Below are 18,012 nucleotides of genomic sequence, written 5' to 3' on the forward strand. Positions count from 1 at the left end.
TTTGTGCCCCGAAAGGACCCAGGGCATGGACCGCACCACCGTCGACTGGCACGGCTACATACCGGCCGTGACAACCCCCTTCACCTCCCAGGGCGACCTCGATCTCGCGGCCTGGGACGAGCAGTTGGAGTGGTTCGCCGCCGAACGCGTCGACGGCGTGATCATCGCCGGCACCACCGGCGAGTGGTACACCCTCACCGCGACCGAACGCGCCGCCCTGTTCACCCGCGCGGCCCGCCGGGTGCGCGGCCGCTACACGCTGCTCGGCGGTTGCAACGCCTACACCGCGTCCGCCGCGATCGGCCACGCCCGCGCCGCGCGCGCCGCCGGCCTCGACGGCGTCCTGCTCACCCCGCCGCCGTACGTGGTGCCCAATCCGCGCGAGACCGCGGCCTTCTACCAGGACGTCTCCGCCGCCGTCGACATCCCGATCTGCGTGTACAACTGGCCCCGCGGCACCGGCCTGGACCTGGACACCGACACCCTGTGCGCGCTGGCCGAGGTGCCCAACGTGGTCGCGATCAAGAACTCCACGGGCGACTTCGGCGCCTTCGTCAAGGGCCTGATCGCGCTGCACGACCGGGTGCGCTACTTCGGCATCACCACCGACCAGGTCGGGCTGGCCCTGATGCGCGGCATCGGCGGCGACGGCCTGATGGGCGCCGGCGCCGTGCTCGGCCGCGACCACGCGGCCTTCTTCACCCACCTCGCGGCCGGCGACGAGGCCGCCGCGCTGGCCGTCGGCGCCCGCGACCGGGTGCTGATGCGGGCCTGGTTCACCGCCGACTACGGACCCCGCTTCGGCAGCGCGCCGGCCATCCTCAAGCACGCGCTCACCCTGCGCGGGGTGCCCGCCGGCCACCCCCGCCGCCCGCTGCTGCCGCTGAGCGTCGCCGAGGCCGAACAGGTACGGGCCACCGTCGCCGAACTCGGACTCCTGGCCTGATGGACCGCACCGAAGTCCTGGTCGTCGGCGGCGGGTTGCTCGGCTGCGCGCTGGCCTACCACCTCGCCCGCGCGGGCACCGACGTGCGGGTGATCGAGAAGGATCAGCTCAACCGGCACGCCTCCGGCCAGAACGCGGGCAGTCTGCACTTCCAACTCGAGTACCGGATGATCCAACACGGCCCCGCGGTCGCCGCGCGCGCCGCCGAGGCGCTGCCGCTGCATCTGGACGCCATGCGCTCGTGGGCCGCGTTGGAGGACGAACTCGGCGAACCGTGCGGCGTGCGCCGCGGCGGTGGCCTGATGCTCGCCGAATCCCCCGAGGACATGGCCCTGCTCGCGCACAAGGCCCACCTGGAGCACGCCCACGGACTCGACGTCGAACTGCTCGACGCGCGCGCCACCCACGAACGTGCCCCCTACCTCTCCGACCGGGTGATCGGCGCCGCCTGGTGCCCCGGCGAGGGCAAGGCCGACCCGCGCCTGGTCACCCACGCCTACGCCCGCGCCGCCCGCCGGCACGGCGCCCGGATCGACACCGGCGTGCGGCTGACCGCACTGCGCCACGACGGGCGGCGGTGGCTCGCCGAGACCGCCGGCGGTCGCCGACTGGCCGCGAACGCGGTCGTGGTCGCGGCCGGCGTGTGGACCGGCGAGGTCGCCGCGATGGCCGACATCCGCCTGCCCGTGATACCCGTCGCGCTCACCATGACGGTCACCGCCGCCGCGCCGCCGCTGATCCCGCACCTGGTCCAGCACGCCGGCCGCCGACTCTCGCTCAAGCAGACCCGCGAGGGCAACGTGCTCATCGGCGGCGGCCGGGCCGCCAAGTTCGTCCAGCACGCCGGTGCCCTCGACCTCGACGCACGCCCGGAATTGCGCCTGGACTCGGTGTTCGCCGGCGCCGACGCCGCCCGGGTGGTGCCGGCCGTACAGCGCCTGCCGGTGCTGCGCGTGTGGTCGGGCGCCACCTCGCTGGCCCCCGACCAGCTCCCGCTGCTGGGCCCCGTCCCCCGTCGTCCCGACTTCTACGTCGCCACCGGCGGATCCGGCTTCACCCTCGGCCCCACCTACAGCCGCCTGCTCGCCGAACAGGTGCTCACCGGCAGCACCGGTCTGCCCCTCGACGACTACTCCCCCGCACGGTTCGGAGCACTGAACTTTGTCTGACCACCCGGCGCAGGTGTCCATCACGCTCGACGGCCGGCCGCACACCGTGCCGTCCGGCCGCTCGCTGGCCGCCGCCCTGATCGCCACCGACCGACCCGTCACCCGCTACGACCGGGCCGGCCGGCCCCGCGCCCCCTACTGCGGGATGGGCGTGTGCTTCGACTGCGTCGTCACCGTCGACGGCACCCCGCTGGTCCGGGCCTGCCAGGAACCGGTCCGTTCGGGCATGCGCGTGGACACCGGCCGGGCCCGCGCGGGCGGGCCGAACGAGGGCGGCACGGACGCGTGCGACGAGAGCGGCACGCGCACGCGCAACGAGAGCGGCCATGAAGCCCTCATGGGTGTGCGGGACGACGTCGACACGAAGGCGCGGGACGAAACCGGCCGCGTGGCCCGCGCGGACACGCGTGGCGACGCACACCCCGAGGACGTGTGATGAGCGCCGTCGAACCGCAGGTGTTGATCGTCGGTGCGGGCCCCGCCGGGCTCGCCGCCGCGGTCACCGCCGCCCACCACGGCGCGCAGGTGCTGGTCGTCGACGAACAGGCCCGCCCCGGCGGGCAGATCTGGCGCCGACCCCACCCCGGCTCGGGCGGCCCCGACCCGCTCGCCGGTCCCGCCTACACCGCCGGCCGCGCGCTGCTCGCCCGGGCCGCCGCCCATCCGCGGATCACCTTCGCGCACGACACCACCGCGTGGGGCGTCTTCGGCACGCGCACCACGCCCGACGGCTTCGCCGCGCCCCCCGGTACGCCCGTGCCCGAGGGTCCCCGGGTCGCCGTGCACGGCCCCGCCGGAGTGGAAATCCTGCTCCCCCGGGCCCTGTTGCTCACCGCCGGCGCCTACGACCTGCCGGTGCCCATGCCCGGCTGGACCCTCCCCGGCTTCTTCACCGTCGGCGGCATCCAGGCCCTGCTCAAGGGCCACCGCACGCTCGCCGGGCGCCGCATCGTGCTGGCCGGCGCGCACCCGCTGCTGCTGATCGCCGCCGCGCAACTGGTCCGGGCCGGCGCCGACGTCGCCGAAGTCGCCTTCGCCCAGCGCCTGCCCGGCCCCGCCGAGCTGACCCGCGCACTCGCCGCACTGCCCGGCAATCGGGCCAAGGTCGCCGAGGGCACGACCGCCGTGCGCACGCTGCGGCAGGCCGGCGTACCGATCCGCACCCACACCCTGATCCTGCGCGCCGAGGGCGCGGAACACGTCACCGGTGCCGTGCTGGCCCGAGTCGATCGGAACTGGCGGCCCATACCCGGCACCGAACGCACCGTCGCCTGCGACACGGTCGGCACCGGCTACGGCTTCGTCCCCTCCACCGAACTGGCCCGCCAGGCCGGGTGCGCCGCGACCTGGAACGGCCCCGCCGGCGGCTGGGTCCTGGTCCACGACCACGCCATGCGCACCACACTCCCGCACGTCTGGGCCGCCGGCGAACTCACCGGCGTCGCCGGCGCCGAACACGCGGTCGCCACCGGCAAACGCGCCGCGCTGGACATCTGCCTCAGCCTCGGCATCCTCACCACCGCCGATCACGATCGGGAACTCCCGGCCGTGGAGCGTGAATTGGCCACGACCATGCGAATGGCCAAGCTGCTGGAACACACCTGCGCCCCCGACCGCGCCGCGCTGAACGCACTCGCCGAGGACGACACGCCGCTGTGCCGCTGCGAGGAGGTGAGCTACGGGCAGATCCGCTGCACCATGCGGGACAACCCCGGCCTGGGCACCGCCGACGCGGTCAAACTCCTCACCCGCGCGGGCATGGGCCCCTGCCAGGGCCGCATGTGTGGACCCGCCCTCGTCGAACTCCTGCACCAGGAAACCCACATCCCCCGGGAAACCCTCGGCCCCTTCACCGCCCGCCCCCCGATCAAGCCCCTCCCGCTCGCCGCCCTCGCCGACGCCCACACCACCACCACCCGCACGGCCCCGGCGCCGGCCGACACCGACATGTCCTAGGCACCCTGCCCGGCGTCAGCCCTGGACCTCTCGGCCGGACCTGGACCAGTTGTCGTGCAGGCGGTCCAGATACGAACTCGCCTGTGAACCCGGCTGCACGCCGCGCGCGAAGGCCGACATGTTGCCCGCGCCGGCGTTGTAGCCCAGCGCGAGGAGTTCGTTCCTCGTCAACGCACCGGCCCACTTCGCGGGCAGTTGCCGGGCCAGATCGTGCAGGTGCCAGGCCGCGGCCTCGATCGCGAGATCGGGGTCGTCGGGCAGGTCGTGCCAATCCCGGTCGGCGAAGTCCCGGCCCTGTTTGGCCTCGTCGAACGCGGCCCTGTGCATGTTCGCGATCCCGAACGCGGAATCGGGCTTGAGCTTTTGCCAGGCCCGTTCCAACGCCGAGTCGTGCGGCTTGTACGACTCGTTGTGCAGGATCGCCATCAGCAGTTGCGGGTCGATGCCGGCCGCCGTCGCGTACTTGACCACCTGCGGGGCGAAGCGCGCCGGTTGCCCGCCGGCGGCCTTGGGCACCGCCGCACCCGGTGCGGCGGATCCGGAGGCCCGGGCGGACCCGGTCTTCGCCGGATCACACGCCACCGATCCGGCACCCGCCACGATCAGTAACACCGCCGCCGGCCACCACCGAAACCCGCGAGTCCTCCGCATACCACGCCCTTCCGTCCGCGCTCCCCACCCGACTACTCGGTCATGGCCGGGTAGTCCACGTACCCCTCGGCGCCGCCCGCGTACATACCGGTCTCGCGCGGTGCGTTGAGCGGGACGCCGGCGGCGATCCGTTCCGGCAGGTCCGGGTTGGCCAGGAACAGCCGGCCGAACGCGTAGACGTCGGCGTGACCGGCGCGCAGCGCCCGCTCGGCCTGTTCCCGACCGCCGGGCTCGGGGCCGTCGTAGCTGCCCACCAACGTACCGCTCCAGCGGCGGCGCGGGTCGGCCAACGCGGCGTACACCCCGGACTGCACCACGCGCAGGTACGCCGGACCCGCGCCGGCCAACGCGTCCGCCGGCCGGCGGTGGCGCCGGGCCGGCTCGGACTCTTCGATGTCGTGGAGCCGGTTGCCGGGCGACAGGCGCAGCGCGGTGCGATCGGGTCCGATCGCGGCGCCGACGGCTTCGACCACCTCGATCGCGAACCGGGCCCGGTCGGCGTAGCCGTCGGCGCGCGGCTTCGCGCTGTCGACAGGAACCGGGCGACGAGGTAGCCGTAGGCGGGGACTTCACGGTCCTCCTCACGGCGCGGTGGGCGGCTCGGCCCGGTAGGCGCGGTGCAGCAGATCCATGAAGGCCGGCGACCCGGGCAGGGACACGTCGCCGATGCGGAGCACCTCGACACCCGGCGTCCACGAGTTCATCACCACGGCCGCGGTCAGCGTCGGCAGGTCGGCGGGCGTGATCTCGCGGATCCGTTGCGGCACGTCGAGGCGATCCAGTTGCCGACGGACGACGGCCATCGTGGTCCCGCCCAGCACCTCGGCCTCGGGCCAGATCACCTCGGCACCATCCCAGAACGCCAGGTTCCAGATCGTCGCCTCGCCGAGCCGGCCCCGCCGGTCGACGAAGGCGGCGTCGTCGAAGCCGCGCGCGACGGCCCGGCGCAGGTAGTGGGTCTTGGCGACCTCGCCGACGTGCTTGATCTCCGGGAGTACCCGCTCGTACTCGACCACGTCCAGCGTCAACGGCCCCGTCGGGCCGGTCGTGGGCGGGTCGACCCGGACCAGCACGTCGGGGTCCGCGTCGTTCCCGGTCGCGGTGAACTCGCCCACCGGCGAGTACATCGTGGCCGTCAGCGAGGCGTCGGCCGGACCGGCCGCCAGCGCCGCGCGCAGGTGGGACCGTACCCGATCATCGGGCAGCGCCCGCCCGAACAGCCTCGCCGATGCGCTCCGCAGCCGGTCCAGGTGCAGGTCGAGGCCCCGGATCCGGCCTTCGCGGACCTGCATGGCGGTGAAGTGGGCGTAGCCGGCGAAGGCCAGCGGCGCCAGTTCCTCGGCGGTCGCCGGCCGGCCGTTGCGGTGTGCGACGGGGGTCGCACGCACCGGTGGGGTCGGGCCGCCGGCTGTCGGGTCCTGGGGTGTCTGGTCCTGGCGGGTCGTCGTGGCGGACGGCACGGTGGTCCGGACGGTGTCGGTGCTCATCGGAAGTCTCCCCGCATTGTGATCGGTCGCCCCCGCCGACGGCTCGTTCGGAGGGGGTGGCCACGAGCCTGCCGCACCTCGGCCGGGTCACCCAGAGCCCTGTTCGGCTTACGACCGGTGGTCCTACCACTGGCAGGGTCAGGCTCGCCCACTCTCGTGGTCGTACCACCGGAGATAATGGGCGACATGAACGATCGGCCCGACAGCACGGCGGCGGAGGCGGCGGATCTCGGCGGCGAGCCGATCGATCCGCGTGCCGAGATCAGTGAATTCCTGCGCAATCGCCGCTCCCGGCTGCGGCCGGAGGATGTCGGCCTGGCCGGCTCGACCGGGCGACACCGGCGTGTACCGGGACTGCGCCGCGAGGAACTGGCCCGGTTGGCCGGCGTATCGGTGGCCTACCTCACCCGGCTCGAACAGGGCAGGGGCCACAACGTGTCGGAGGAGGTGTTGGACGCGGTCGCCCGCGCCCTGCGGCTGACCGACGCCGAGCACGCGCACCTGAACCACCTCGTCCACTGCCAGCGCCGCAAGCGCGCCTCGCCGCCGGAGCGGCAACAGGTGCGTCCCGCGCTGCGGGGGCTGCTGGCCTCGCTGGAGACGGTGCCCGCGTACGTGACCGGGCAGCGCACGGACATCCTCGCCTGGAACCCGATGGCGGCGGCCCTGTTCGGCGACTGGGACCGGTTGCCGGCCCGGGAGCGCAACTGGGCGCGACTGGTGTTCCTGCGGCCGGAACAGCGCGGGTTGTTCGTGGATTGGGAGGCCAAGGCCGCCGATATCGTCGGCGCCCTGCGCTTGGACGCCGGCTGCCACCCGGACGATCCGCAACTGTCCGCGCTCGTGGGTGAACTCTCGGTCAAGAGCGAGGAGTTCCGCTCCCTGTGGGCCACGCACGACGTCAAGGAAAAGCACCACGGCGCGATGCGCCTGCGGCACCCGCTGGTCGGCGACCTGACCCTGTCCTTCGAATCCCTGCGCCTGCCCGACGACACCGAGCAGTCGCTGACGATGTACCACGCCCAACCGGCCTCGCCCACCTCGGAAAACCTGCGCCTGCTGGCCAGTTGGGGCGCGGACACGGCCACGAGGGAAGAACCCGCGCCGCGCTCCTGATTCCCCACGGACATCCTGAGCCGGCGCCGACCACCACAGCCGTGGTGCACGGTCGGGAAACGGCCACCCGGACCGCGCCGAAGGTCGATTACCGGGCTCCGACCGCTGGTGCCGGGCCGAGCCGGATGCTCACCTGGAAGCCCACATCCCGGAAGCCCAGCGCGAGCGCCACCCGCTTGGACGGCTCGGGTCGCGCTCGCCATTGCGGAAGCAGTCCGGCGGCCAGGGCATGGCGCACCGCGGCCGACGCGACCGTCCGCGCCAAGCCACGGCCTCGGCTCCCCCGGTGCCACCAACACACCGTGCTGCGCCACGGACCGGGGCCACACCTCGTAGCCGGCCGCCGCAACCACTTCGGCACCTTCGCGGACCGCGAAAACCGGGGATGTGACGTCGGCCAAACCACTCTCGTCCGCGTCCGCCGCGCCGACCCGGGCCAGCAGTGCGGCCGTCTCGGCACCGCCAGGGGCCACTTCCTCGACGTCGGCGTCGCCACGGTCCGGCAGGAAGGCCGCGCGGTCCAGGTAGAGGAGCGAGGCCGGGCCCAAGAGGTCGAGAACGGGCAACACCTCCCGCAGTCGGTCGGCGTCGACCGGCCGATCCGTCGGGGCCGGCTTCCGAAGCACGCCGGCCAACAGTTCCGCGTCCCGTCCGCTCGGCGCGGTGGCGATCCCGGCGCCGCCGAGCAGTACGATCCCCGCCCATCCGGGCGGACACAACCGCGAGCGCGGCGCAACCACCACGCTCACCTCACCCGGTGCCGGGAACTCCACCGCGACCCCCGCCGCCTCGACCCACAATTCCCGAGCCCGGCCGAGGAAATCGTCACCCTTCATCACCGCATCGTGTCCGACCGCGCCGGCCCAGGCGACCGAATTCGCCGCCCCTGTCACCGATCCGGGCATCCGGCCGGCTCCGACGTCGGCTCTCGTAGGGCGTTCCGCGTCCCGTCCGGCCGTGGCCGGCGTCAAAGGGCAGTCGATCGGAGCAGGCCGGTCGCCAGGGCCTCGGCATGCGCCCGGCCGGGGCAGGCGTGCGGGCCGAGGCCGAACGGCGCCTGGGACAGGTCCACTTCCACCGGTGTGCCGTCGGGGGCGATCCGACGGGTCCGCGGAACCGGTGGATCGGTGCGCCCGGCGGACAGGTGCGCGACCAGGGCCTTGGTCGCGTCGCAGGCCTGGACGAGCAGGCCGATGCGGTTCGCGGTCGCCTCGTCGGCGACGCCGCCGCAGGCCCGCACCAGGCGGGACAACGCCTGATCGGCGGCCTCGGTGATCGTGGTGTGCGGTTGGTAGGACTCGGCCACCACGGCGACGTCGTCCGCGACGTCGGCGGGCAGGCCGAGCACCTCGGCGAGCACCTCGACCGGGCCCGCGGCGCCCGCCGACGCGCGTTCCAACAGCGCCTGCGGATCGACGCGGGCCAACTCGGCGACGGCCAGGGCACGCCGGCGCTCGTGCGCGGCGCCGGAGGCGAACCGCGCCACGGACGCGCGCAGCCAGGCCACACCTCCGGGCGGCGCGTCGGGCACGGACGGAACGGTATGGGCGGGATCGGCCAGTACGGCGGGGCTTCGCAAGATCATGGACCCATCCTGACCCCCGGACGTTACGGCGCCCGCCGAAACGTCGACGCCGTGCCCGCGCCCGTGCCCGTGCCCGCTACTCGATGCCGAGTGCCGCTCGGATCCGGGCCGCGATCGCCGGCGCGTTGTCCGACTCGGTCGGCGGCGTCAGCCGGTTGTGCGTGAACGCGAAGGAGAAGCGGTGCTCGGGATCGGCGTACGCCTCCGCGCCGCCCAGGCCGCCGAAGCCGAAGGCCGCCTCACGCTCCCCCGACACCGGGTCCGCGTGCAGGTAGCCGAGCGACTTCAGCGCGGGCACGCCGGCCACCTCGTCCACATCGCGCCGGCGGATCGTGGTCGCGGCCTCCAGGCTCGCCCGGCGCAGCAGGCGCACACCGTCGACCTCGCCGCCGCCCGCGAACGCGGCGTACAACCGGGCCCCGGCCCGCGCGGTCATGGTCGCGGCGAACGGCAGGGGTGCCTCGGTGCTCCAGGAGCGGCCCGGCGGAACCGTACGGCGGGGCACGATCGACTCGACCGGTATGCCGCCCACGGCACGCGCGAACGGGTTGTCCGCCGGCACCGCGGCCATGCACGCGGCGATGTCGGTGGCCTCGACGTCGGCCAAGCGGGCCGCCTGCGCGAGGGGTGGCACGACGTACAGTTCCCCGTCCAGGCCCAGCGGGACGGCGAGTTCGTCGCGGACCAAGTCCTCCAGCGGGCGACCGGTGGCCCGTTCCAACGTCTCGCCGATCAGGTATCCGAAGGTCAGGCTGTGGTAGCCGGTCCGGGTGCCGGGCGGCCACACGGGTTCGGTGTCGGCGATCAACCCGGCGATCCGCTCCCGGTCCAGCAGGTCGTCCGGGCTCAGGCCGCGCGGGAAGTACGGTACGCCGGCGCTGTGTTCGAGCACCTGCGCCAGGGTGATCGCGGCCTTGCCGTGCGCGCCGAACTCGGGCCACAGGTCCGCGACGCGGGTGTCGTAGGTCAGCACGCCCCGATCGACGAGCACGTGCGTGAGGCAGGCCAGGATGCCCTTGCTCACCGAGAACACCGGGAAGAGTGTTCGTCCGTCCACGGGCTCGGTCCGGGCCCGATCCGCCCACCCCGCCCACGCGTCGACCACCAACTCGCCGTCCAGGTAGGCCGCCACCCGGATCCCGATCTCCCGGCCGGATTCCACCAACTCGTCGAGCAGGCCTCGGACATCGTTCTGGGCGCGGTCATGCATCGCACACTCCTGGTCGGATCGATTCCCCCGTCGTCCGATCCTCGGCGACCGCGCGGCGGCGCGCTTCCAGGATTCGGCCAACGACTGTCGAACTCCCGCCCCGTGCGACCGAACGGGCTCCGCCCCCGCGTGAGCGAAACGGCCCCGCCCCATGCGACCGAACCGGTCCCATCCTCCGCAAACCGAACCGATCCCGCCCTCCGCGACCGGACCGGTCCCATCCTCCGCGACCGAGCCGGTCCCACCCGAGCGCACGCGCCGGGCCGGCGGCCAGGGCGCGTGCGCGATGTCAGACGGCGGATTCGACCGGCTGGGGGTGCGGTGGCGGACCGGCCGGCCGGGGCCGGCGTGGTGCCGCCGCGGCCAGGGCGGTGACGCGCTCGTGCACCCGCTCGACGTGGGCCGCGGCGTCCGGACGCAGCAGGGCACCGCGCAGGATGTGCGCCTCGTTGCGATCGGCGACCGCACGGGGGTGTCGGCGGACGAAGTCCAGGACGCGCACCGACGACGTGCTCAGGTGGGCCGGGTGTTCGGCGCCTCCGGTGCCGGCGCGCAGCATGTGCCGGCCGGCCGCCGTCACCGATGACATCCGCGGGTGGGGCTCGCCGGTGAGGGGTACGAAGGTCAGGATGTCCAGTTCGGGTTCCTGATACAGCATCAGCTCCGGCTCGGCGTCGATCAGATCGCGCCAACGGCGGGCGCCGCGCAGGCCGGTCACGAGCAGCTCGCCCAGGCCGTCCGGGGTCGGCGGCAGCGCGCGCAGGGTCAGCCACAGCGCGGCGGCCGGCCCGCCGGACCGGGCCCGATCCGGGTCGAACACGCCGGGGTGGCGCCGCGCAACGGACCCGGGCTCCTCGCCGTCGCCGGCACGCACCAGCAGTACGCCGCACGGGCTCGGGTGCAGGCCCTGTCGGTACGGGTCCACGAGCACCGAGTCGCAGTCGGCGATGGCGCGCAGGTGCCGGGCTACGGGCGTGCCGCGAAGTTCCTCCGCGTCGGCCAACAGGGTGAAGAACCCGCCGTAGCCGGCGTCCACGTGCACGCGCACGCCGTGCTCGTGGCACAGCGGCAGGATGTCGGCGATCGGGTCGACCGCCCCGAGCGTGGTGGTGCCGGCGGTGACCACGACCGTGCCGACGCGTTCCCTGCGCAGGACCGTCACGAGCGCGTCCGGATCCATCCGGCCGGCGGTGTCGACGGAGACGGAGTACGCCGGAACGCGCAACAACTCGCACATACGTTCGTGAGCGTCGTATCCGTCGGCACTGTGCGCGATGCCGACCTCGGGGTGGGCCTCGCGGGCCGCCCTGAGGGCCTCCAGGGCGGCGATGTCGCCGCCCGAGGTGAGCTGCCCGTGCCACCCGGCCGGGCCGAACATCGCCGCCAGGCCGGCGACGATCTCGTCCTCGAGCGCGGCGGTGGTCGACTCGTCGTCGACGCGGTCCTCGGGATCGACCAGCGTGGCGGCGAGCAGACCGAGGAGCGCGGCCCGATGCGGCGGCCGGACCAGGTGCCCGGCGTAGGCCGGATGCGAGAACGGCCGGCCCGCCCGCAGGTGCTCCGCGAGCACCGCGTGCCGCGAGTCGTCGCCGGCCTGCGCGTCGGCCCACGCGGACCACGTGTCGAATGCCTCGGTCAGCCGGCCACGGGTGTCCATGATGTCCCTCCGGGTGGAGCGGTTGACGGGGCGCCCGGCGGGTCGGCCGCCGCGTCACGCGCCCGTCGTCCACGCGTCGGACAGCCGCGCGAGGATCGAGTCGAGCGGAACGCAGAATGCCACACTACCTGCGCAAACCGGACAGCAAGAGTTCCCGACCCACCGGGCGATCATGCACACGCCTCGCACCCGGTTGGCCGCCGACGCGCACCCGGCCGGTCGCCGACCCGATCCCCTCCCGGGCGCGCGGGCCGCCGGGCCGGCCCTCGGCGTCGCGAGCGCAAGGTACCGGGACCCGGGACCTCGGTCCGGGCCGGTCGATGGGGCAGGACTCGGGTCCGGGGTCGAGATCGTCAATGCGGCGGTCCGCACGGGCCGCCGAAGGCGGTGGAATGGAGGACGACCGCGTTTTCACGACGACCGCTCCTCGTCGACACGCGGCCGACCGGCCGAACGGCTCTCCTGTCCGTCGACCACCGACAAGGCGACCACCGACAACCAGCCAAGGAGGCCCGAGGATGGGGTCCGATCACCCGCCGGCGCTCCCGGCAGCGGCCGGCGACGGCACCACCGTGTGCCGACGCGCCCGGCGGTACGCGCGAACCCGGCGCGGGGTCACCGCCTTGTCCACGCACCGCGACGAGCTGTTGCTCGCGATCGCCTCCGCCGCGCTGGATGTGCTCGCGTACGTCACGGCCGAGGAGTTCGACCCCGACCCGGCCTCGCTGGGCCCCGGGATCGCGCTGGCGGTCCTGGGTTCCGCGTTCCTGCCGTTTCGCCGCCGGCACCCGCCGGCAGTGCTCGCCGCCGTGATGGTGGTACAACTGCTCTTCACGTTGTTCACCGACGCGTCCGCGCACAGCTACGGCTGCGCGCTGATGATCGCGGTGTACACGGTGGCCCGGTATCGCCGCCCCCTCGACATCGGGCTCGCCGCGGCCGCGGCGATGACGGTCCAGGTGGTGCGGGCGGCGCGCGGCACGGAAGCCTTCGCGGCGACCGTCGGCGGGACCCTGGGGGCGACCTGTCTGGTGATCGCGGTGGGTGTCGGCACCGCCGCGTGGCAGCAACAGCTCGCCATCAACCGGAAGTTGCTCGCGGATCGGGCGGTGACCGAGGAACGGCGGCGGATCGCCCGCGAGTTGCACGACATCGTGGCGCACCACATCACCACGATGTACCTGATGTCGGGTGGCGCTCGCGCGACCTTGGACCGCGACCCCGAGACGGCCAAGGGGGCGCTGTTCACCCTGGAGCAGTCCGGCCGCACCGCGCTGGGCGAGATGCGCCAGTTGCTCGGTGTACTGCGCAGCACCGACGCTCCCGAGGAGGCGCCCTCCGAACCCCAGCCCGGCATGCGGGAGATCGATCGGCTGATCGTCGAGTCGCGCGCGGCGGGCCTGCCGATCGACTACGAAGAGATCGGCGAGCGGCGGCCGTTGTCGCCCGCGACCGGTCTGACGTTGTACCGGGTGGTCCAGGAGGCGCTGACCAACACGCGCAAGCACTCGGGCGACGCGCGGGCGTGTGTGCGGGTGCGGCATCTGCCCGACCGGGTCGTGGTCGAGGTGGTCGACGACGGCGCGGGCGGTCCCTCGTCCTCGACCGGCATCACCGGCGGCGGATACGGGCTGATGGGCATGCGCGAGCGGGTGACCCTGCACGGCGGCACCCTGGAGGCCGGACGCCGCCCGGAGGGCGGGTTCCGGGTCGTCGCCGACGTGCCGGTGCCCACGAACGAGCGCGACTGGGTCGGGTGACGCGGGACGGCGCGCGCCCCGGACCGGCCCGGTGTGCCCGGCACCGCCATGCGACGCCGCGGCGCGGGTACCCTCCTGGGAACTTCGGCGGATGGAGCGGGGCACCGCCGAACACCTCGTCCGGGTCGCCGGTTCGGCGGCACCGACCCAAGGAGATCGCACAGTGGACGCTGACGTCATCGTCGTCGGGGCCGGGCTCGCCGGTCTGGTGGCCGCGCACGAACTCACCGCGCGGGGAAGGCGGGTCGCGCTGGTCGACCAGGAGAGCCCGGCGAACCTGGGTGGGCAGGCGTTCTGGTCCTTCGGCGGGCTCTTCCTGGTCGACTCGCCCGAGCAGCGGCGCCTGGGGGTGAAGGACTCCTTCGAACTGGCCTGGAACGACTGGCGCGGCAGCGCGGGGTTCGACCGGCTCGACGACGAGGACTCCTGGGCGGTGCGCTGGGCCCGCGCCTACGTCGAGTTCGCGGCCGGCGAGAAGCGCTCGTGGCTGGCCGGGCTCGGCATCTCGTTCCTGCCCACGGTCGGCTGGGCCGAGCGCGGCAACCTGCGCGCCGACGGGCACGGCAATTCCGTACCCCGTTTCCATGTCGCGTGGGGCACCGGCCCCGGGGTGTTGGAACCCTTCGTCCGGTTCGCCCGGCAGGCCGCCGCCGACGGACTGCTCACCTTCCACCACCGGCACCGGGTGGACGAGTTGATCGTCGACGACGGCGGCGCCCGGGGCGTTCGCGGTTGCGTGCTCGCCCCGGACCGCGCGCGCCGGGGCATGCCGACCAACCGGGACGAGATCGAGGACTTCGAACTCACCGCCCAGGCCGTCGTCCTGACCACCGGCGGGATCGGTGCCGACCACGACCTGATCCGCCGCCACTGGCCCGCGCGACTGGGCACCGCGCCCGCGGACATGGTCACCGGCGTGCCCGCGTACGTGGACGGGCGGATGCTCGACATCGCCGCCGCCGGCGGCCTGCGGGTGGTCAACCGGGACCGCATGTGGCACTACACCGAGGGCCTGCGCAACTGGGACCCGATCTGGCCCGGCCACGGCATCCGGATCCTGCCCGGCCCCTCCTCCCTGTGGTTCGACGCGCTCGGACGGCGGTTGCCCGACCCCTGCCTGCCCGGCTACGACACCCTGGCCACGCTCCGGCACCTGCGCACCACCGAGGACCTCGCGGGCCACGACCACTCGTGGTTCGTGCTCACCCAGAAGATCATCGAGAAGGAGTTCGCACTCTCCGGTTCCGAACAAAATCCCGACATCACCGGCAAGGACCGGGTCGGCTTCCTGCGCACCCGCCTGCTCGGCAAGGGCGCCCCCGCCCCGGTGGAGGCGTTCAAGCGGCACGGCGAGGACTTCGTCGTCGCCGACACACTGGAGGAACTCGTCGCCGGGATGAACCGCACGACCCCCGAACCGCTGCTGGACGCGGCTCTGCTGCGCCGCCAGATCGAGGCCCGCGACCTCCAGATCGCCAACCCGTACGGCAAGGACTCGCAGGTCCAGGGCATCCACAACGCCCGCCGCTACCTCGGGGATCGGCTGGGCCGGGCCGCCGCGCCACACCGCGTCCTCGACCCCGCGGCCGGCCCGCTGATCGGCGTCAAGCTGCACATCCTCACCCGCAAGACCCTCGGCGGCATCCAGACCGACCTCGAATCGCGGGCCCTGGGCCCGGACGGCCGGCCCGTGGAGGGCCTGTACGCGGCCGGCGAGGTCGCCGGCTTCGGCGGCGGTGGCGTGCACGGCTACAACGCCCTGGAGGGCACGTTCCTGGGCGGCTGCCTGTTCAGCGGCCGACACGCGGGCCGCGCCGCAGCCCGCGCCACCGCCACATAGCACCGCGGCCGCGCCCGACCGTCGCGCCGGGCGCGCGCGAGCACCCGTACGTGTCCCGTTTCGGGAACGAGGGCGGACACGAGGCGGCGGCGCGGATCGGGCGGTTCGGTGGCCCCCAGCGCACCGGTGCCCGCCGCACACGCCGCGGCGTTCGTGTCCATCCTCGCCCCTGTCGCCCCACCGGTGACTCGGCGTGCTCCCCTCCAGCCGCACGCGTGGCACGTTCGTACGGGCGAGTCGCGCGATCCGCCTGACGTGGAACGCGCTCTCACCATCCTCGCGAGCATCGGGCGTCCGGCGATATCCCATATTTCTGGGAGCATTTGCGGGACTGCCCGGCAGCGGAACGCAACGCCCGCGAGCAGGTCACCCCTGCATCGATATGACCATACGATGATCTGACCACGCTGTGTCGTCGAACACATACTCGTGGTACACGTCGCAGGTCACGGGGTATGCCTCGATCGACGTCAGTGTGCGCCTCGTGCCGGTCGCGGGGCGCACCCGGGGTGCGTGCGGGCCCACCGGAACGGGGCCCGCCACCCCGGCCATCGTGTGTACGTTCCGCACGGCGTGAAATGGGGGCGCCCATGGCCACATGGGACGACCTGATCGGACATCTGCAAGCCGTTCCCGAGGGTGTGTACGAGGGCTGGAACGCCCGGGACGGCTATGACAATCACACCAAATGGGGTCGGGAGTTCGGCGAGGACGGCGTCGCGTGGTGCGTCATCTTCGACTGGTGCATGTACAACGACGTCGGCCTGGCCCGGATCGTGCCCAAGGTCGACAACGTGTCCGCGTTCGCCGACTGGGCCCGCAGGCACGGCCAGTGGTCGGAGTATCCGAGTTGGGGGGCGTGGGTCGACTTCGGCAACGGCGCGCACACCGAGATCGTGGTGCGCTTCGACGACACGCACGTGTACACGAAGGGCGGCAACACCATCCCGACCGGCGGCGACGCGGGTCAGGGCAACGGCGTGTACTCGCACACGACTCGCCGCACGGACCCGAAGGTGACCGGCTACTTCGCGCCGCGCTTTCCCGACGGCTGCCCACCCACCGCCGACCCGCACGACCCGCGCGGCGGCGGATCGGGCGGCGGGAGACCGACGGTCAACCTCGCGAACGTGCTGGACTCGGCCCGGCGCGACCCACCCGCGCCGCAGGGCTCCGCCGCCCACCGCACCGACGTGCTTCTGGTCGAACAGGCGCTCCAGGCCGAGGGGTTGCTCGCCTCGGGCCTGGTCGACGGATCCTTCGGCACGGCCACGATCCGCGCCTACGCGGCCTACCAACGCCGCCTGGGCTACTCCGGCACCGATGCCGACGGCATCCCGGGGCAGACCTCGCTGACCCGACTCGGCAACCAACACGGCTTCAGGGTGGGCTGATTCCCGAGCCCTGAGCAGCGACCACCGCGGGTGGGCATGCGGCGCGCGCCGCCGTATGCCCACCCGACCCGCCCCGGCCGGCGAGGACGCCCGACCCCCGGGCACCGAACCGGCCCGAGCGCTTGACCTGGAGCGCGCTCCAGGTTGTTGACTCCCGTTCGGGGCTCGGAGACCACGGGCCGAACCGGAGGGGAACATCATGAAGTACCGCACCATCGGAACCGATCCGACCACCCGCCGCGAGGTGAGCGTGCTCGCCCTGGGGGCGATGCTCTTCGGCACCCGGACCGACGAGAAGACCTCGTTCGCCGTACTGGACCGCTACGTCGAGGGCGGCGGCACCTTCATCGACACCTCCGACAACTACGCCTACTGGGAGGACGGCAGCCAGGGCGGCCAGAGCGAGGCGCTGCTCGGGCGCTGGCGGCGCAGCCGCGGTGTCGGCGACGAGATGGTGATCGCCACCAAACTGGGCGCGGCCCCGCTCGCACCCGGCACCGGATTCATCGACAACCCTGAGGGGCTGTCCGCGAAGACCATCCGCGAGGCCGCCGAGCGCAGCCGGGAACGCCTGGGTGTGGAGCGGCTCGACGTGCTCTACGCGCACATCGAGGACCGGACCGTCCCGCTGCGCGAAACCGTCGAGGGCTTCGGCGCGTTGGTGCTCGAGGGTACGGTCGGGCTGCTGGGGGTGAGCAACCACGCGACGTGGCGCGTCGAGCGGGCCCGCGCGCTGGCGGCGGCGGCCGGCGTGCCCGGCTACGAGGTCCTGCAGTACCAGCACAGCCTGCTGCGCCCGCGCTACGACATCTCCGACGCGCTGTTCGAGGACGGCAGCCTCGGTCATGTCGGGCCCGATCTGCTGAGCTACCTGCGGGCCGAGCCGGACCTGACCCTGGTCGCCTACTCGCCGCTGCTCGGCGGCGCCTACGTGCGCGAGGACAAGCCGCTGCCGCCGGACTACGACCACCCGGGCACGCCGGCCCGGCTGGCGGTCCTGCGCGAGGTGGCGAAGGAGACCGGGGCCACGGTGAACCAGGTGGTGCTGGCCTGGCAGTTGGGCGGCGCGTTCCCGATCGTCCCGCTCGCCGGCGCGTCCTCGGTCGAACAACTCGAGGAGAACCTGGCCGCGGTGGACCTGGAACTGACCCCGCGGCAACGCACCCGGCTGGACGCGGCCCACTGACGCCGGGCCGCCCGCCCAACCGTTCGGGACCCTTATCGCGATCGCACCCGTGGTG

Annotated in this window: 16 protein-coding genes; 9 read left to right on the forward strand and 7 right to left on the reverse strand. The window is 73.5% G+C overall.

Going from position 1 to position 18,012, the window contains the following annotated elements; all coding sequences use genetic code 11:
* Window positions 1-25 precede the first annotated feature (25 nt).
* The 4 genes from OG948_RS43295 to OG948_RS43310 are packed head-to-tail and all read left to right on the forward strand — an operon-like array spanning window position 26 to window position 4,071.
* Window positions 26-946, forward strand: coding sequence for a dihydrodipicolinate synthase family protein (locus OG948_RS43295; protein WP_331770476.1), 921 nt, complete (start codon window positions 26-28; stop codon window positions 944-946).
* Entirely contained in the window at window positions 946-2,115 is a 1,170-nt protein-coding gene (locus OG948_RS43300) for an FAD-binding oxidoreductase (protein WP_331770477.1), read from the forward strand. The genes OG948_RS43295 and OG948_RS43300 overlap by 1 nt, the downstream gene beginning before the upstream one ends.
* Entirely contained in the window at window positions 2,108-2,551 is a 444-nt protein-coding gene (locus OG948_RS43305; RefSeq protein WP_331770478.1) for a (2Fe-2S)-binding protein, read from the forward strand. The genes OG948_RS43300 and OG948_RS43305 overlap by 8 nt, the downstream gene beginning before the upstream one ends.
* The gene (locus OG948_RS43310) at window positions 2,551-4,071 is read left to right on the forward strand and encodes an NAD(P)/FAD-dependent oxidoreductase (RefSeq protein WP_331770479.1); all 1,521 of its coding nucleotides are present in this window, start codon (window positions 2,551-2,553) and stop codon (window positions 4,069-4,071) included. The genes OG948_RS43305 and OG948_RS43310 overlap by 1 nt, the downstream gene beginning before the upstream one ends.
* Window positions 4,072-4,086: 15 nt before the next feature.
* Here the strand turns inward: OG948_RS43310 and OG948_RS43315 are convergent, their stop codons facing one another.
* The 3 genes from OG948_RS43315 to OG948_RS43325 form a co-directional block, all read right to left on the reverse strand.
* Window positions 4,087-4,683: a transglycosylase SLT domain-containing protein gene (locus OG948_RS43315; RefSeq protein WP_331770480.1), complete on the reverse strand. Its 597-nt coding sequence runs from the start codon at window positions 4,681-4,683 to the stop codon at window positions 4,087-4,089.
* 71 nt (window positions 4,684-4,754) lie between these two features.
* The gene (locus tag OG948_RS43320) at window positions 4,755-5,195 is read right to left on the reverse strand and encodes a hypothetical protein (RefSeq protein WP_331770481.1); all 441 of its coding nucleotides are present in this window, start codon (window positions 5,193-5,195) and stop codon (window positions 4,755-4,757) included.
* A 108-nt stretch (window positions 5,196-5,303) separates the two neighbouring features.
* Window positions 5,304-6,209, reverse strand: a complete 906-nt coding sequence (locus OG948_RS43325) for an aminotransferase class IV family protein (protein ID WP_331770482.1) — start codon at window positions 6,207-6,209, stop codon at window positions 5,304-5,306.
* Between the two features lie 186 nt (window positions 6,210-6,395).
* Here OG948_RS43325 and OG948_RS43330 point away from each other — a divergent pair, with 186 nt between their 5' ends.
* Window positions 6,396-7,325: a helix-turn-helix domain-containing protein gene (locus OG948_RS43330; RefSeq protein ID WP_331770483.1), complete on the forward strand. Its 930-nt coding sequence runs from the start codon at window positions 6,396-6,398 to the stop codon at window positions 7,323-7,325.
* 88 nt (window positions 7,326-7,413) lie between these two features.
* On the opposite strand, the gene OG948_RS43335 is transcribed toward OG948_RS43330, so the two are convergent.
* The 4 genes from OG948_RS43335 to OG948_RS43350 form a co-directional block, all read right to left on the reverse strand.
* Window positions 7,414-7,590, reverse strand: coding sequence for a hypothetical protein (locus tag OG948_RS43335; protein ID WP_331770484.1), 177 nt, complete (start codon window positions 7,588-7,590; stop codon window positions 7,414-7,416).
* Between the two features lie 702 nt (window positions 7,591-8,292).
* Window positions 8,293-8,910, reverse strand: coding sequence for a hypothetical protein (locus OG948_RS43340; protein ID WP_331770485.1), 618 nt, complete (start codon window positions 8,908-8,910; stop codon window positions 8,293-8,295).
* Window positions 8,911-8,986: 76 nt separating this feature from the next.
* Entirely contained in the window at window positions 8,987-10,120 is a 1,134-nt protein-coding gene (locus OG948_RS43345) for a serine hydrolase domain-containing protein (RefSeq protein WP_331770486.1), read from the reverse strand.
* Window positions 10,121-10,409: 289 nt separating this feature from the next.
* Window positions 10,410-11,777 (reverse strand): aminotransferase class V-fold PLP-dependent enzyme, encoded by a 1,368-nt coding sequence (locus OG948_RS43350; RefSeq protein WP_331770487.1) that lies wholly within the window; start codon window positions 11,775-11,777, stop codon window positions 10,410-10,412.
* A gap of 518 nt (window positions 11,778-12,295) precedes the next feature.
* On the opposite strand from OG948_RS43350, the gene OG948_RS43355 reads away from it, so the two are divergent.
* From OG948_RS43355 to OG948_RS43370, 4 genes are all read left to right on the forward strand, one after another.
* Window positions 12,296-13,537 (forward strand): histidine kinase, encoded by a 1,242-nt coding sequence (locus OG948_RS43355; protein ID WP_331770488.1) that lies wholly within the window; start codon window positions 12,296-12,298, stop codon window positions 13,535-13,537.
* A 163-nt stretch (window positions 13,538-13,700) separates the two neighbouring features.
* Window positions 13,701-15,377 carry an FAD-binding dehydrogenase gene (locus tag OG948_RS43360; RefSeq protein WP_331770489.1) on the forward strand — a complete coding sequence of 559 codons (1,677 nt, stop codon included), beginning with the start codon at window positions 13,701-13,703 and terminating at the stop codon, window positions 15,375-15,377.
* Window positions 15,378-15,967: 590 nt separating this feature from the next.
* A complete protein-coding gene (locus tag OG948_RS43365) occupies window positions 15,968-16,771 on the forward strand; it encodes a peptidoglycan-binding protein (RefSeq protein ID WP_331770490.1) in 804 nt (267 codons plus the stop codon).
* A gap of 199 nt (window positions 16,772-16,970) precedes the next feature.
* On the forward strand, window positions 16,971-17,957 hold the full coding sequence (locus tag OG948_RS43370; protein ID WP_331770491.1) for an aldo/keto reductase: 987 nt from the start codon (window positions 16,971-16,973) through the stop codon (window positions 17,955-17,957).
* The last annotated feature ends 55 nt before the right edge of the window (window positions 17,958-18,012 follow it).

The sequence above is a fragment of the Embleya sp. NBC_00888 genome (genome assembly GCF_045207655.1).
In the GTDB taxonomy this organism is placed as follows: Bacteria; Actinomycetota; Actinomycetes; order Streptomycetales; family Streptomycetaceae; genus Embleya.

Bases quoted from the DNA above. Each gene is read 5' to 3' on its own strand.
- OG948_RS43295 (WP_331770476.1), top strand. From the start codon at position 26: ATGGACCGCACCACCGTCGACTGGCACGGCTACATACCGGCCGTGACA.
- OG948_RS43300 (WP_331770477.1), top strand. From the start codon at position 946: ATGGACCGCACCGAAGTCCTGGTCGTCGGCGGCGGGTTGCTCGGCTGC.
- OG948_RS43310 (WP_331770479.1), top strand. From the start codon at position 2,551: ATGAGCGCCGTCGAACCGCAGGTGTTGATCGTCGGTGCGGGCCCCGCC.
- OG948_RS43325 (WP_331770482.1), bottom strand. From the start codon at position 6,209: ATGAGCACCGACACCGTCCGGACCACCGTGCCGTCCGCCACGACGACC.
- OG948_RS43330 (WP_331770483.1), top strand. From the start codon at position 6,396: ATGAACGATCGGCCCGACAGCACGGCGGCGGAGGCGGCGGATCTCGGC.
- OG948_RS43340 (WP_331770485.1), bottom strand. From the start codon at position 8,910: ATGATCTTGCGAAGCCCCGCCGTACTGGCCGATCCCGCCCATACCGTT.
- OG948_RS43345 (WP_331770486.1), bottom strand. From the start codon at position 10,120: ATGCATGACCGCGCCCAGAACGATGTCCGAGGCCTGCTCGACGAGTTG.
- OG948_RS43350 (WP_331770487.1), bottom strand. From the start codon at position 11,777: ATGGACACCCGTGGCCGGCTGACCGAGGCATTCGACACGTGGTCCGCG.
- OG948_RS43355 (WP_331770488.1), top strand. From the start codon at position 12,296: ATGGGGTCCGATCACCCGCCGGCGCTCCCGGCAGCGGCCGGCGACGGC.
- OG948_RS43365 (WP_331770490.1), top strand. From the start codon at position 15,968: ATGGCCACATGGGACGACCTGATCGGACATCTGCAAGCCGTTCCCGAG.
- OG948_RS43370 (WP_331770491.1), top strand. From the start codon at position 16,971: ATGAAGTACCGCACCATCGGAACCGATCCGACCACCCGCCGCGAGGTG.